This is a genomic window from Pseudomonas sp. FW305-7 (assembly GCF_058786735.1).
This window is the reverse complement of sequence record NZ_JBYSZA010000015.1, coordinates 95,534-111,045: the sequence shown is the minus strand read 5'-3', so window position 1 is coordinate 111,045 and position 15,512 is coordinate 95,534. Positions and strand designations below refer to the sequence as shown.

The window sequence follows — 15,512 nt, the reverse complement described above, 5'->3', positions numbered from 1 at the left end:
CGTAACCCACTGATGCCCGGGAACCTGCTTTTACTTGCAGCTTGAAGCTCACAACTTGAAGCTGCCCGGAGGGCCTCCTATGAGTTATGTGATCGACCGACGTCTCAATGGCAAGAACAAGAGCACGGTGAACCGTCAGCGCTTCCTGCGGCGTTACCGTGACCACATCAAAAAGGCTGTCGAAGAGGCGGTCAGCCGGCGCTCCATTACCGATATGGAACACGGCGAGCAAATCAGTATTCCCGGTCGCGACATCGACGAACCGGTGCTTCACCACGGCCGTGGCGGCAAGCAGACCGTGGTTCATCCTGGTAACAAAGAATTCACGGCCGGCGAACACATCGCCCGGCCACCGGGTGGTGGCGGCGGGCGCGGACCGGGCAAGGCCGGCAATTCCGGCGAAGGCATGGACGAATTCGTCTTCCAGATCACCCAGGAAGAATTCCTCGAATTCATGTTCGAAGACCTCGAACTGCCCAACCTGGTCAAACGCAACCTCAGCGGCACTGACACGTTCAAAACCGTACGCGCCGGGATCAGCAACGAAGGCAATCCGTCACGGATCAACATCATCCGCACCCTGCGTTCGGCGCATGCACGCCGCATTGCCCTGTCCGGCAGCAGTCGGGCGAAACTGCGCGAAGTCAAAGAAGAACTGGAGCGCCTGAGACGCGAAGAGCCGGACAACTTCGGCGATATTCAGGAACTCGAAGCCGAAATCGAAAAACTCAGCGCGCGCATCCACCGTGTGCCGTTTCTCGATACCTTCGACTTGAAATACAACCTGCTGATCAAACAACCTAACCCCAGCTCGAAAGCGGTGATGTTCTGCCTGATGGACGTCTCCGGCTCCATGACCCAGGCGACCAAGGACATCGCCAAACGCTTTTTCATCCTGTTGTATCTGTTCCTCAAGCGGAACTACGACAAGATCGACGTGGTGTTCATCCGCCACCACACCAGTGCCCGGGAAGTCGATGAAGAAGAGTTTTTCTATTCGCGGGAAACCGGCGGCACCATCGTTTCCAGTGCGCTGAAGCTGATGCAGGAGATCATGGCCGAGCGTTATCCGAGCAATGAATGGAACATCTACGCGGCACAGGCTTCCGACGGCGACAACTGGAACGACGACTCGCCGATCTGCCGCGACATACTGATCAACCAGATCATGCCGTTTGTGCAGTACTACACTTATGTGGAGATCACCCCGCGCGAACACCAGGCCCTCTGGTACGAATACGAGCGCATCGCCGAAGCCTTTTCCGACACGTTTGCCCAGCAGCAACTGGTCTCGGCCGGGGATATCTATCCGGTCTTCCGTGAACTCTTCCAGCGCAGGTTAGTGACATGACCGCCAAAGAGCAGAAGCGCCAACCCATTTCCACCGGCTCCGAATGGACATTCGAGCTGATCCAGACCTACGACCGCGAAATCGCCCGTATCGCGGCCGGTTATGCGCTGGATACTTATCCCAACCAGATCGAAGTGATCACCGCCGAGCAGATGATGGATGCGTACGCCTCGGTGGGCATGCCGCTGGGTTACCACCACTGGTCCTATGGCAAACACTTCCTCAGCACCGAAAAATCCTACAGTCGCGGGCAGATGGGGCTGGCCTACGAGATCGTGATCAACTCCGATCCGTGCATCGCCTATCTGATGGAAGAAAACACCATCTGCATGCAGGCGCTGGTGGTGGCGCACGCGTGCTACGGCCACAACAGCTTCTTCAAGGGCAATTACCTGTTCCGCACCTGGACCGACGCCAGCTCGATCATCGATTACCTGGTGTTCGCCAAGCAATACATCATGCAATGCGAGGAACGCCACGGCATCGACGCGGTGGAAGACCTGCTCGACTCCTGCCACGCCTTGATGAACTACGGCGTCGACCGCTACAAGCGCCCCTATCCGATTTCCGCCGAGGAAGAACGGCGACGTCAGAAGGATCGCGAAGAACACATGCAGAAGCAGATCAACGATCTGTGGCGCACGATTCCCAAAGGTGCGGACAAATACAGCGACAAGGACAACGCGCGCTTCCCCGCAGAACCGCAGGAAAACATCCTGTACTTCATCGAGAAACACGCGCCGTTGCTGGAACCGTGGCAACGCGAGATTGTGCGTATCGTGCGCAAGATCGCCCAGTATTTCTATCCACAACGCCAGACTCAGGTGATGAACGAAGGCTGGGCAACGTTCTGGCACTACACGCTGATGAACGATCTGTATGACGAAGGCCTGGTCACCGACGGTTTCATGATGGAGTTCCTGACGTCGCACACCAGCGTGGTGTTCCAGCCAGGTTTTGACAGCCCCTACTACAGCGGCATCAACCCTTACGCCTTGGGCTTCGCCATGTACCGGGACATCAGGCGCATGTGTGAAGAACCCACTGAGGAAGACCGTCACTGGTTCCCGGACATTGCCGGAACCGACTGGCTGTCGACCATCAAGTTCGCCATGAGCAGCTTCAAGGACGAGAGCTTCATCCTGCAGTACCTGTCACCCAAGGTAATCCGCGACCTGAAACTGTTCAGCATCCTCGATGACGACCAGAAGGACGATCTGCTGGTACCGGCAATCCACGACGAAACCGGTTACCGGATCATCCGCGAAACCCTGGCAGCGCAATACAACCTCGGCAATCGTGAGCCGAACGTGCAGATCTACAGCATTGATCGACGGGGTGATCGCTCCCTGACCTTGCGCCATCAGCAACATGACCGCAAACCGTTGGGCGACTCCACCGACGAAGTGCTCAAACACCTGCATCGCCTGTGGGGCTTCGATATTCATCTGGAAACCCTGCAGGGTGACCAGATCATGAAGACCCATCACGTTCCGCCACGCAGTGAACACAGCGAAGGGGATTACGGTCGGCTCGACCTGGCCGTCATTCATCTTTGATCCGGTTCTGGCCTCCGAAAGTCCGACGCAAGAGTTATCCTGTCGGGCTAACGGAGGTTTTTTATGCAGATTTATAAGGTCGGCGGTGCAGTACGCGATCGCCTGCTGGGCAAACCGGTCACCGATATCGACTGGGTCGTTGTCGGCGCCAGCACCGAGGAAATGCTCGCGCAAGGCTATCGCCCGGTCGGCGCGGATTTCCCGGTGTTTCTTCACCCAAAAAGCGGCGAGGAATATGCCCTCGCCCGCACCGAACGCAAGAGCGGTAGTGGGTACGGCGGTTTCACCTTTCACGCCAGCCCCGAAGTAACGCTTGAAGAAGACCTGATCCGCCGCGACCTGACCATCAACGCCATGGCCGAGGACGATCAGCAGAACCTGACCGATCCGTATCACGGCCAGCGCGACCTTGAAGATCGAATTCTTCGCCACGTTTCCCCGGCGTTCGCCGAAGATCCCTTGCGTGTCTTGCGCGTTGCTCGCTTCGCCGCACGCTATGCCGAACTGGGCTTCACCGTCGCGCCCGAGACCCTGGAGCTGATGCGTCAGCTCAGCGAATCCGGCGAACTGCAAGCGCTGACTGCCGAACGTAGCTGGAAGGAAATCTCCCGGGCACTGATGGAAGATCAGCCGCAGGTATTCATTGAGGTTTTGCGTCAATGCGGAGCACTGAAAGTGCTGATGCCGGAAGTCGATGCCTTGTTTGGCGTGCCGCAACCGGAAATCCATCACCCGGAAATCGACAGCGGCATCCACACCCTGAGCGTGCTGGAGCAATCGGCGCTGCACAAACAACCACTGACCGTACGCTGGGCCTGCTTGCTGCACGACCTCGGCAAAGGGCTTACGCCAAAAGAAGAGTGGCCGCGACACATCGCCCACGAACACACGGGGTTGAAGCTGATCAAAGCGGTCAATGAGCGCTTCAAGGCACCGAAGGACTGTCAGGAATTGGCGCTACTGGTCGGCCAGTACCATACCCATGGACATCGCGCTCTGGAGTTGAAGGCTTCGACGCTGCTGGAGTTACTGCAGAGTTTTGATGTGTATCGCCGGCCGCAGCGCTTTGAGGAATTCATCATCGCTTGCGAGATGGATGCGCGCGGACGCAAGGGGCTGGAACAGCGCAGTTATCCACAGGCGGATTATCTGCGCGGCGCGGCCAATGAGGCGCGGGGCGTGGCGGTGCAGCCGTTGCTGGAGAAGGGACTTAAAGGCCCGGAGCTGGGCGAAGCGCTCAAGCGCGAACGGCTCAAGGCGTTGAAGGCTTACAAAGAGGCTTACACCTCCTGAAATGCTTCGCGAGCAGGCTCGCTCCCACATTGGAACAGGATCTCCTGTGGGAGCGAGCCTGCTCGCGAAAGCGTCCGTCAGATCAACGCAAATCCGAAGGGGTCAGTTGTTCGCCGCGCCATTCAAAGGCGACCGGCGCCAACACCTGATCAATCTGCGCCTCGGCCCACAACGTCGCGAAGCTTTTTCCCACGCCCGGATGCACGCAATCCGGCGCAATCAGCGACAGCGGCCACAGCACAAAAGCGTTTTTCAGGATTTCTGCCCGCGGCAGAACCAGACCGTCGAAGTTACCCACCAGATCGCCATACAGCAGCACGTCGATATCCAGCGGCAACCCCTTGCGCTCCGGCGCATAGCGCCCATTGTCCGCCTCGATGAACTTCAAGCGCCGGTCCAGCTCCATCAACGGCAAATCGGTATACGCCGACACCACGAAGTTGAAGAATGGCCCGCTCTTGATGCCCACCGGTTGACTCTCGAACACGGCCGAACAGCGGATATCCACGAGGAAAGTCGCCAACGCGTCGAGCCCGGCGCGCAAATGGGTTTCGCGCTCGATATTGCTACCGAGCCCAAGATACACCTGAGTCAGCGACATCCGCGCTCGATCTCCACACCCACACCACCCTTGGCGGCCGGCACAGCGCCGGGCTTGGTCAGCTTCAGGCGGACCCAGGTAATCTTGAATTCCGTCATCAGCACTTCAACCAGGCGCTCGGCAAACGTCTCGACCAACTGGAATTGCGCCTGCTCGGCAAATGCCTGAATGCGTGTGGAAACGCTGGCGTAGTCGAGCGCCAGGGTGAGGTCGTCACCGGCGGCGGCCGGGCGATTGTCCCAAGCGAAGCTCAGATCAAGACGCAGGCACTGTCGGATGCCGCGCTCCCAGTCGTAGGCACCGATCACGGTGTCAACTTCCAGGCCCTCGATAAACACTCTGTCCAAGCACTTTTCTCCGCTGCACGACAAGGGCGCAATGCGCCGTTAGAATCAGGGCGTCCTCGCCCGGAATAGTTAGCATGTTTTGGTTACTGGCGATCCTCGCCTACCTGCTCGGCTCGCTGTCCTTCGCCATTTTGCTCAGCCGCCTGACCGGAAACCCGGATCCGCGAATGAGTGGCTCGGGTAATGCCGGCGCCACCAACATGCTGCGCCTGGCCGGTCGCAAACTCGCGATCCTGACCTTGCTGGGTGATCTGTGCAAAGGCTTGCTGCCGGTGCTGATCGCAGCGGCTGCGGGCCTTTCGTTGCAGGATCAGGCATGGATCGGCGTGTGCGCCGTGATCGGTCACCTGTTCCCGCTGTACTTCCGTTTTCGTGGCGGCAAGGGCGTTGCCACTGCCGCCGGCATGCTGCTGGGCCTGTATCCGCCCGCCGCGCTGCTGGCCGTATGCGCCTGGCTGCTGACGTTCTATCTGACCCGCACCAGCTCGCTGGCGGCGCTGATCGCCACGCCGCTGACCCTGCCGTTGCTCGCTTGGCAGGAACCGGAAGCGTTGCTGCCGATGAGCGCACTCACACTGCTGATCGTCTGGCGCCACCGCGGCAATCTACGCGACCTGTTTGCCGGGCGCGAACGGCATTTTTAAATACCGTTCATGAACGCCGCTCATCACAACGCCGACAACTGCTCCATCGGCCAGCGCGCCTGCACGCTGATCGCCAGACTTTCCTGCTGACCGGCCTGCAAACGCTGGCAACCGGCAAACGCGATCATCGCGCCGTTGTCGGTGCAAAACTCGGGACGGGCGTAAAACACATCGCCTTTCATGTCACCAAGCATTTTCTCCAGCGAAATGCGCAACGCCTTGTTGGCACTGACGCCGCCAGCGATCACCAGACGCTTCATGCCCGCCTGTTTCAGGGCGCGCTTGCACTTGATTGTCAAAGTCTCCACCACGGCCTGCTGGAACGCCAGCGCGATGTCGCAACGGGCTTGCTCGCCGTCGTCCCCGACGCTGACGCATTGCTGCCAGGTGTTGAGGGCGAAGGTTTTCAAGCCGCTGAAGCTGAAATCCAGCCCCGGGCGATCACACATCGGACGCGGGAAGGTGAAACGTCCTGCGACGCCCTTCTCCGCCAACTTGGCGATTTCCGGTCCGCCCGGATAATTGAGGCCCATCATCTTTGCGGTCTTGTCGAACGCTTCGCCGGCGGCATCGTCGAGCGTCTCGCCAAGCAGGCTGTATTGACCGATACCATCGACCTGAACCAGCTGCGTATGACCGCCGGAGACCAACAAAGCGACGAACGGGAATTCAGGCGGTTTTGGCTCCAGCATCGGCGCGAGCAAATGGCCTTCCATGTGATGCACGCCCAACGCCGGAATGCCCCAGGCGAACGCCAACGCTTGAGCGCAGGAGGCGCCGACCAGCAGCGCGCCAACCAGGCCAGGACCCGCGGTATAAGCGATCGCATCGATCTCGGTCGGCACACAGTCAGCCTCGGCCAACACCTGACGAATCAAGGGCAGCATGCGCTTGACGTGGTCACGCGAGGCCAGCTCAGGCACCACACCGCCATACACGCGATGCAGGTCGATCTGGCTGAACAATGCATCGGCCAGCAGACCGCGTTCACTGTCATATAATGCGACGCCGGTTTCGTCGCAGGAGGTTTCTAATCCCAGTACTAGCATGGGTTTGCGCCTTGTTTAGGCTGAATTCGAAGGCGCGCATAATAGTCGCCGCGTGATGCCCCGACCAGCGGTTTTCGATCAGAGGCTTTGCATTCCGAGCGATGAGGGGTTAACATCCGCAACCCTTAAAAACCGACGTCTTCAAGTGCTCTTTTGCCGCGAGGATGTTGACCCCGGTAATGAATGAAGGTAGCTCTGGATGCCAGCCGTCAAAGTTAAAGAGAACGAACCCTTCGACGTAGCTCTGCGTCGTTTCAAGCGCTCCTGCGAAAAAGCCGGTGTACTGGCTGAAGTTCGTAGCCGCGAATTTTACGAGAAGCCAACTTCTGAGCGTAAGCGCAAAGCAGCAGCCGCTGTTAAGCGTCACGCCAAGAAAGTTCAGCGCGAACAGCGCCGCGCCGTTCGTCTGTACTAATACACAGACGTTCGTAGCAAGCTTCTTGCCTAAGCCCGGCCCTCAGCCGGGCTAATGGCATTTGCGTAAAACGCTTGATGCTTCACCGTCGAAGCCGCACACGCGACCGAGACAAACCTGCTTCACGCGTCAGACCTGGCTCTTTTGCCAGCGGTGCACGTCTTTTCTGACGAGCCTTTCAAGGCTACTGACGAGCACACCCACTGATTCCTCTTACGACGATCAGCCCAAGGCACCTGCATGCGTGCCCGCTTTATTGAGCTATCCGAGGCCCTTTATCGGCCGTCAGCGGATTCAGCGAAACACTTTCAAATAGTCGAAGACTGATCGGTACTAACGTCAGTGGATTTTCGGCAGATACACTTCCCGACAGCGATAACGCAGACGACACCGGTCGAGCCGCATATTTTGCGCGCCTACAGTAACGACCCGCGTCCGACAGCCTTTCGTATCGGACCCATTACAGCGCAGACGACGAGAACGCCATGGCCGGGCTGATTCCCCAGAGCTTCATTGACGACCTGCTGAACCGCACCGACATCGTCGATGTGGTCAGCTCGCGCGTGCAATTGAAGAAGGCCGGCAAGAACTACACCGCCTGTTGCCCGTTTCACAAAGAAAAAACCCCGTCTTTCAGCGTCAGCCCGGACAAACAGTTCTACTACTGTTTCGGCTGCGGCGCTGGCGGCAACGCCCTCGGCTTCCTCATGGATCACGACAATCTGGATTTCCCCCAGGCAGTCGAGGATCTGGCGAAAGCCGCTGGCATGGAAATTCCCCGCGAAGAAAGCGGCCGTCCGCACAAACCGCGCCAGCCGACCGATTCGCCGCTGTACCCGCTGCTGACCGCCGCTGCCGACTTTTATCGGCAGGCACTCAAGAGCCACCCATCGCGCAAAGCTGCGGTGGACTATCTCAAGGGCCGCGGCCTGACCGGCGAGATCGCCCGGGATTTCGGCCTCGGCTTTGCTCCGCCGGGCTGGGACAACCTGTTCAAACACTTGAGCAGCGACACGCTTCAGCAAAAAGCCATGATCGATGCCGGCCTGCTGATCGAAAACGCCGAAACCGGCAAACGCTACGACCGCTTCCGCGATCGCGTGATGTTCCCGATCCGCGATACCCGGGGGCGCATCATCGCTTTCGGCGGTCGCGTCCTCGGCGACGACAAACCGAAATACCTGAACTCACCGGAAACCCCGGTATTCCATAAAGGCCAGGAACTCTACGGCCTTTATGAAGCGCGCAAGAACAACCGCAACCTCGATGAAATCATCGTCGTCGAAGGTTATATGGACGTCATCGCCCTCGCCCAGCAAGGCCTGAAGAATGCCGTCGCAACACTGGGCACCGCGACCAGCGAAGAACATATGAAGCGCCTGTTCCGAGTCGTACCGAACGTATTGTTCTGTTTCGACGGCGACCAGGCCGGCCGCAATGCTGCGTGGCGCGCACTGGAAGCGACACTTCCGTGCCTGCAGGACGGACGCCGTGCGCGCTTCCTGTTTCTGCCGGAAGGCGAAGACCCGGACACTCTGGTGCGCGCCGAAGGCACTGACGCGTTCAAGGCACGGATCAATCAGCACGCCCAGCCACTGGCAGATTACTTTTTCCAGCAACTGACGGAAGAAGCCGACCCGCGCTCGCTCGAAGGCAAGGCCCATATGGCCACCCTCGCGGCGCCATTGATCGACAAAGTGCCGGGCGCCAACCTGCGTATCCTGATGCGCCAGCGCCTGACCGAAATCACCGGCCTGAGCAGCGAAACCGTCAGTCAGCTCGCGCAAAGTGCGCCGCAGGAAGCGCCGCCCGCTTACGATCCGGGCATCGATTACGACGCAATGCCGGATTACAGCGACTACCATCAGCCGCAGGCACAGGACATGTATGTGCCGCAGCAGGAATGGACGCCGAAGAAACCCGGCGCCGGCGGCAAGAAATGGGACAAGAAACCCTGGGACAAGAATGGCAAGCGTGGCGGCGATCGGGACCAGCAGCGCCCGCGCACGCCGATTGGCGTCGAATCGCCGACCCTGACCGCCCTGCGCACACTGCTTCATCACCCGCAACTGGCCGAGCGCGTCGAAGATGCCGGGCACATTGCGGACGAAAATCAGACCAACGCCCAGTTGCTTGTGGCGTTGCTCGAAGCCGTACAGAAGAATCCCAAGCTAAACTCATTTCAGTTGATCGCGCGATGGCACGGCACTGAACAGGGTCGATTGCTCAAGGCACTGGCAGAAAAGGAATGGCTGATTGACGGAGATAACCTTGAACAACAGTTTTTCGACACCATTACTAGCTTGTCAGCCCGCCAACGCGAGCGAAATCTGGAACAACTGCTCAGGAAAGCGCGTCAAAGCGAACTGAGCCTGGAAGAGAAAAATCAACTGCGCGACCTTTTAAGTCGCAATGTTTCCGCATCAAACCCGACCTCAACTGGCGCGTGAGGTCATAGCTCAGGTATAATCCTCGGCTTGTTTTTTGCCCGCCAAGACCTTCAGTGGATAGGGTGTTATGTCCGGAAAAGCGCAACAGCAGTCTCGTATTATTGAGTTGATCAAACTGGGTCGTGAGCAGAAGTATCTGACTTACGCCGAGGTCAACGACCACCTGCCCGAGGATATTTCAGATCCGGAGCAGGTGGAAGACATCATCCGCATGATTAACGACATGGGGATCCCCGTACACGAGAGTGCTCCGGATGCGGACGCCCTTATGTTGGCCGACGCCGATACCGACGAGGCCGCTGCGGAAGAAGCAGCCGCCGCGTTGGCAGCGGTGGAGACCGATATCGGTCGCACTACTGACCCGGTGCGCATGTACATGCGTGAAATGGGTACGGTCGAGCTTCTGACTCGTGAAGGCGAAATTGAAATCGCCAAGCGTATCGAAGAAGGCATCCGTGAAGTGATGAGCGCAATCGCGCACTTCCCTGGCACGGTTGACCATATTCTCTCCGAGTACACTCGCGTCACCACCGAAGGTGGTCGCCTGTCCGACGTCCTGAGCGGTTATATCGACCCGGACGACGGCATTGCGCCGCCTGCAGCGGAAGTGCCGCCGCCGATCGACGCGAAAGCGGCGAAGGCCGACGACGATACCGACGACGATGAAGCCGAATCTTCCGATGACGAAGAAGAAGCTGAAAGCGGTCCGGATCCGGTCATCGCTGCCCAGCGTTTCGGCGCTGTGTCCGATCAGATGGAAATCACTCGCAAGGCCCTGAAAAAGCACGGTCGTCACAACAAGGCGGCGATTGCCGAGTTGCTGGCCCTGGCCGAGCTGTTCATGCCGATCAAACTGGTGCCGAAGCAATTCGAAGCCCTGGTCGAGCGTGTTCGCAGCGCCCTGGATCGCCTGCGTCAGCAAGAGCGCGCGATCATGCAACTGTGCGTACGTGATGCACGTATGCCACGCGCCGATTTCCTGCGTCAGTTCCCGGGTAACGAAGTCGACGAAAGCTGGTCCGACGCCCTGGCCAAAGGCAAGAGCAAGTACGCCGAGGCCATCGGTCGTGTTCAGCCGGACATCATTCGTTGCCAGCAGAAACTGACTGCGCTGGAGACCGAGACCGGTCTGACCATCGCAGAAATCAAGGACATCAACCGTCGCATGTCGATCGGTGAGGCCAAGGCCCGCCGCGCGAAGAAAGAGATGGTTGAAGCCAACTTGCGTCTGGTGATCTCGATCGCCAAGAAGTACACCAACCGCGGCCTGCAGTTCCTCGATCTGATCCAGGAAGGCAACATCGGCCTGATGAAAGCGGTGGACAAGTTCGAATACCGTCGTGGTTACAAGTTCTCGACTTATGCCACCTGGTGGATCCGTCAGGCGATCACTCGCTCGATCGCCGACCAGGCCCGCACCATCCGTATTCCGGTGCACATGATCGAGACGATCAACAAGCTCAACCGTATTTCCCGGCAGATGTTGCAGGAAATGGGTCGCGAACCGACCCCGGAAGAGCTGGGCGAACGCATGGAAATGCCTGAGGACAAGATCCGCAAGGTATTGAAGATCGCTAAAGAGCCGATCTCCATGGAAACCCCGATCGGTGATGACGAAGACTCCCATCTGGGTGACTTCATCGAAGACTCGACCATGCAGTCGCCAATCGATGTCGCCACTGTTGAGAGCCTGAAAGAAGCGACTCGCGAAGTGCTGTCCGGCCTTACTGCCCGTGAAGCCAAAGTACTGCGCATGCGTTTCGGTATCGACATGAACACCGACCATACGCTCGAAGAAGTGGGCAAACAGTTTGACGTAACGCGTGAGCGGATCCGTCAGATCGAAGCCAAGGCGCTGCGCAAGCTGCGCCACCCGACGCGAAGCGAGCATCTGCGCTCCTTCCTCGACGAGTGATACCAGAACCCCCGGCCCAGGCCGGGGGTTTTGTTTATATGGCAGATTAAATTCCTCGCAACGCCCCTCCCCCGCATACCACGTCTACACTCGAAACAATCATCCCCGAGCCATAACGAGAGCGTTATGCCCAGATTGGCGTCCGTGCTTTTTTTGCTGTCACTGATGATCTGGACCGCAACGGCTGACGCGCTGACTCTGACCGATGAAGAACGTAGCTGGCTGGCGGCTCATCCGGACTTGCGCCTGGGTGTAGATGCGTCGTGGCCGCCCTTCGAGTTTCGCGATGACCAGGCGCGTTATCAGGGGCTCGCGGCGGACTATATCGATGTGATTCGCCAACGCCTGGCGATCAAGCTCACCCCCATCGAGCCGGTGAGCTGGACGGTGGTGCTGGAACAGGTAAAAGCAGGCAAGATCGACCTGCTGCCGGGCATCATGTCCACTCCGGAACGCCAGACCTACCTGTCATTCACCCGTCCCTATCTCGACTTCCCGATCGTCATTCTGGCCCACGTCGGTGGCGCCCAACCGCGCAAACTCGAAGATCTGTACGGTTTGAAGATCGCCGTGGTGGAAAACTATGCACCCCACGAGTTGCTGCGCACCCATCACCCGGATCTGAACCTGGTGGCCATGCCTAACGTCAGTTCGGCGTTACAGGCATTGGCAACCGATGAAGTGGATGCCGTGGTGGGCGACCTTGCTTCCAGTGTCTGGAGTCTGCGCCAACTGAAACTCGACGGCTTGTATGTCAGCGGCGAAACCCCGTATCGCTACCAACTGGCAATGGGCGTGCCCCGAGACAACAAAGTGCTGGCGGGGATTCTGGACAAAGTCCTCGCCGACATGACCCCGGAGGAAATCAGCAGCATCCAAGAACATTGGGTGGGCAACGTTCTCGATCATCGGACATTCTGGTCTGATCTGCTGATTTACGGCCTGCCCGGCCTGTTGTTGCTGGTGATCATTCTGGCAGTGGTCATCCGCATCAACCGGCGCTTGAGTTCGGAAATTGCCCGACGCATCGACCTCGAACAGGAACTGCGCAGCAGCGAATATCACTATCGCGGTCTGGTAGAGAGCCTGTCGGCCATTGCCTGGGAAGCGCGGATGAGCGACTTCACCTACAGCTATGTCTCTCCGCATGCCGAAGATCTGCTCGGCTACCCACTGTCGCATTGGCTGATTCCGGGGTTCTGGCGCAACATCATCCATCCCGCCGACCTGACCCGCGCCCAAAGCTTCTGTGATCACGAAGTGTTGGCCGGACGCGATCACAGCCTCGATTACCGGGTGATCACCGCCGATGGTCGCTGCTTGTGGGTACGCGACATCGTCAGCCTGATCGAGCACGGCCATGAACCGGTGATGCGCGGGTTGATGATCGACATCAGCGAAACCAAGCGCACCGAAGAAGCGTTGCGGCTGTCGGAGCAGAAATTCGCCTCGGTCTTTCAGCAATGCCCGGACATTCTAGTGATCGCGCGGCTGTCCGACGGCTGCCTGCTGGAGGTCAACGAAGCCTTTGAGGAACAGATCGGACTGAAAGCAGAAGAGGTCATCGGTCAGACAGCCACCGAGCTGAACATCTGGGGCATTCCCGGCGTGGGCCCGGGCCTGTTGCAGCGTTTGCAGGCCGGCAGCATCCGCAACCTGGAGATGCCCTTTCGCCGCAACAACGGTCAGGTGTTTACCGGCCTGATCTCCGCCGAACCCTTCGACCTCGACACCACGCCAGCCTTGGTGGTGGTGGTGCGTGACATCACTCAGCTCAAGGAAACCCAACAGCAACTGCAAACCTCGGAAGAGAAGTTTGCCAAGGCCTTTCATGCCTCGCCGGACGGCTTGCTGCTATCGCGCCAGAGTGACGGTTTGCTGCTGGAGGTCAACGAAGGTTTCAGCCGCATCACAGGGTTCAACAGCGCCATGTCGGTCGACCGCTCGGCGCTGGACCTGGGGATCTGGGTCAACCTCAACGAACGCAAACAGATGCTCGACCTGCTGCACCGTGACGGCTTCGTTCGCGATTTCAGCTGCCATATTCGCCGTAGCGACGGGCAGATCCGCCTCTGCGAAGTATCCGCCCGGCCGCTACCGATCGGCGAAGAAGACTGCATGCTGACCATCGCCCGCGACATCACCGAACGTCATCTGATGCAGGAAAAGCTGCAACAGGCCGCCACGGTATTCGAGAGCACTGCCGAAGGCGTATTGATCACCGATACCCAGCAGCACATCAGCGCCGTCAACCGTGCTTTCACCGAGATCACCGGCTACACGGAAAGCGAAGCCCTCGGCCACACCCCACGCCTGCTCGCCTCGGGCCTGCACGACAGCGCGTTTTATGCGGCGATGTGGCACCAATTGACCGACGAAGGTCACTGGCAAGGCGAGATATCCAACCGACGCAAGAACGGCGAGCTGTATCCGAGCTGGCTGACCATCAGCGCCGTGCGTAACCGCGACAAGTTCATCACGCACTTTGTCGCCGTGTTTGCCGACATCTCCAGCCTCAAGCACGCCCAGGCGAAACTCGATTATCAGGCTCACCATGACCCGCTCACGGGCCTGCCGAACCGGACGCTGTTCGAAAGCCGCCTGTTGATGGCGCTGAACAGTCAGCAGGAAAACGGCGGTCAGGGTGCCGTGCTGTTTCTCGATCTTGATCGCTTCAAACACATCAACGACAGCCTCGGTCACCCGGTCGGCGACTTGCTGCTCAAAGGCATCGCGGTGCGCCTGAAAGAACAACTGCGCGACATCGACACCGTCGCTCGCCTGGGCGGTGATGAGTTCATCATCCTGTTGCCCGGCCTGCAGCAGGCCAGCGACGCCGATAACATCGCGCTGAAACTGCTCAATTGTTTCGGGGCCCCCTTCCAGGCCGGCGAGCACGAGTTTTTCATCAGTGCCAGCATCGGCACCAGCCTGTACCCACGCGACGGCTGCGACGTGGCCACGTTGGTGAAAAACGCCGACGCGGCGATGTATCGCTCCAAAGCCAAAGGCCGCAACCGGGTCGAGAGCTACACTCGCGACCTCACCGCGCAAGCCATCGAACGCGTGGCACTGGAGCACGAACTGCGTCGAGCCATCGAACGCGATGAATTGTTCCTCTACTACCAACCGAAAATCAGCCTCGACGATCACCGCCTGGTCGGCGCCGAAGCGCTGATCCGCTGGCGGCATCCGACTTTTGGCGAAGTGCCGCCAGAGCACTTCATTCCACTGGCCGAAGAGAACGGCATGATCCTGCAGATCGGTGATTGGGTGCTGGAGACCGCGTGCCGACAAATGTTCGAGTGGGGCCAGATCTACGACAGCCTTGGGCCGCTGTCCGTCAACCTCGCAGGTGCCCAACTGCGTCAACCGAACCTGCTCGGACGCATCGAGCAACTGCTCAAGGAAAACCGCTTGAGGCCGGATTTACTGCAACTGGAAATTACCGAGAACTTCATCATGAGTCAGGCCGAAGAGGCGCTGGCGGTGCTGCACCAACTCAAGCACCTCGGTGTGCAACTGGCAATCGACGACTTCGGCACAGGCTATTCCTCACTCAGTTACCTCAAACGCCTGCCGCTGGACATCCTCAAAATCGACCAGTCTTTCGTCCGCGGACTGCCCGATGACCCCCACGACGCAGCGATTGTCCGCGCCATCATCGCACTGGGCCGGAGCATGCAATTCACCGTGATCGCCGAGGGTGTGGAAACCCGGGCGCAACAACAATTCCTCGCCGCCGAAGGCTGCGAACAGATCCAGGGCTACATCGTCAGCCTGCCGTTACCGCCGGAAGAATTCGCCGCAACATTTCTTCGTGTAACCGTATCGGATTATTCGGATAGCACAGCCGAGAAACCGTCGCTATAATCCGCGGCCTACTGA

The 15,512-nt window shown here is 59.0% G+C and carries 11 protein-coding genes; 8 read left to right on the top strand and 3 right to left on the bottom strand.

Annotation, left to right across the window (positions count from 1 at the left end):
* Positions 1-79 precede the first annotated feature (79 nt).
* From AC3WMT_RS18535 to AC3WMT_RS18525, 3 genes are all read left to right on the top strand, one after another.
* Positions 80-1,351: a YeaH/YhbH family protein gene (locus AC3WMT_RS18535; protein ID WP_007910114.1), complete on the top strand. Its 1,272-nt coding sequence runs from the start codon at positions 80-82 to the stop codon at positions 1,349-1,351.
* On the top strand, positions 1,348-2,910 hold the full coding sequence (locus AC3WMT_RS18530; RefSeq protein WP_103304412.1) for a SpoVR family protein: 1,563 nt from the start codon (positions 1,348-1,350) through the stop codon (positions 2,908-2,910). The genes AC3WMT_RS18535 and AC3WMT_RS18530 overlap by 4 nt, the downstream gene beginning before the upstream one ends.
* Positions 2,911-2,973: 63 nt before the next feature.
* A complete protein-coding gene (locus tag AC3WMT_RS18525) occupies positions 2,974-4,203 on the top strand; it encodes a multifunctional CCA addition/repair protein (RefSeq protein WP_103304413.1) in 1,230 nt (409 codons plus the stop codon).
* A gap of 82 nt (positions 4,204-4,285) precedes the next feature.
* Here AC3WMT_RS18525 and folK read toward each other — a convergent pair whose 3' ends face one another.
* Complete coding sequence (gene folK, locus AC3WMT_RS18520; RefSeq protein WP_103304414.1) at positions 4,286-4,804, bottom strand: 2-amino-4-hydroxy-6-hydroxymethyldihydropteridine diphosphokinase; 519 nt, start codon at positions 4,802-4,804, stop codon at positions 4,286-4,288.
* The gene (folB, locus tag AC3WMT_RS18515; protein ID WP_056786656.1) at positions 4,795-5,151 is read right to left on the bottom strand and encodes a dihydroneopterin aldolase; all 357 of its coding nucleotides are present in this window, start codon (positions 5,149-5,151) and stop codon (positions 4,795-4,797) included. The genes folK and folB overlap by 10 nt, the downstream gene beginning before the upstream one ends.
* A gap of 74 nt (positions 5,152-5,225) precedes the next feature.
* Between folB and plsY the strand changes: the two genes are divergently transcribed.
* Positions 5,226-5,795, top strand: coding sequence for a glycerol-3-phosphate 1-O-acyltransferase PlsY (plsY, locus tag AC3WMT_RS18510; protein WP_103304415.1), 570 nt, complete (start codon positions 5,226-5,228; stop codon positions 5,793-5,795).
* 23 nt (positions 5,796-5,818) lie between these two features.
* Here plsY and tsaD read toward each other — a convergent pair whose 3' ends face one another.
* Positions 5,819-6,844, bottom strand: coding sequence for a tRNA (adenosine(37)-N6)-threonylcarbamoyltransferase complex transferase subunit TsaD (tsaD, locus tag AC3WMT_RS18505; protein WP_103304416.1), 1,026 nt, complete (start codon positions 6,842-6,844; stop codon positions 5,819-5,821).
* Positions 6,845-7,043: 199 nt separating this feature from the next.
* On the opposite strand from tsaD, the gene rpsU reads away from it, so the two are divergent.
* From rpsU to AC3WMT_RS18485, 4 genes are all read left to right on the top strand, one after another.
* A complete protein-coding gene (gene rpsU, locus AC3WMT_RS18500; protein ID WP_002551877.1) occupies positions 7,044-7,259 on the top strand; it encodes a 30S ribosomal protein S21 in 216 nt (71 codons plus the stop codon).
* 485 nt (positions 7,260-7,744) lie between these two features.
* Positions 7,745-9,709: a DNA primase gene (gene dnaG / locus AC3WMT_RS18495; protein WP_103304417.1), complete on the top strand. Its 1,965-nt coding sequence runs from the start codon at positions 7,745-7,747 to the stop codon at positions 9,707-9,709.
* A gap of 67 nt (positions 9,710-9,776) precedes the next feature.
* On the top strand, positions 9,777-11,624 hold the full coding sequence (rpoD, locus tag AC3WMT_RS18490; RefSeq protein ID WP_103304418.1) for an RNA polymerase sigma factor RpoD: 1,848 nt from the start codon (positions 9,777-9,779) through the stop codon (positions 11,622-11,624).
* Positions 11,625-11,750: 126 nt separating this feature from the next.
* The gene (locus AC3WMT_RS18485; protein WP_103304419.1) at positions 11,751-15,497 is read left to right on the top strand and encodes a bifunctional diguanylate cyclase/phosphodiesterase; all 3,747 of its coding nucleotides are present in this window, start codon (positions 11,751-11,753) and stop codon (positions 15,495-15,497) included.
* The last annotated feature ends 15 nt before the right edge of the window (positions 15,498-15,512 follow it).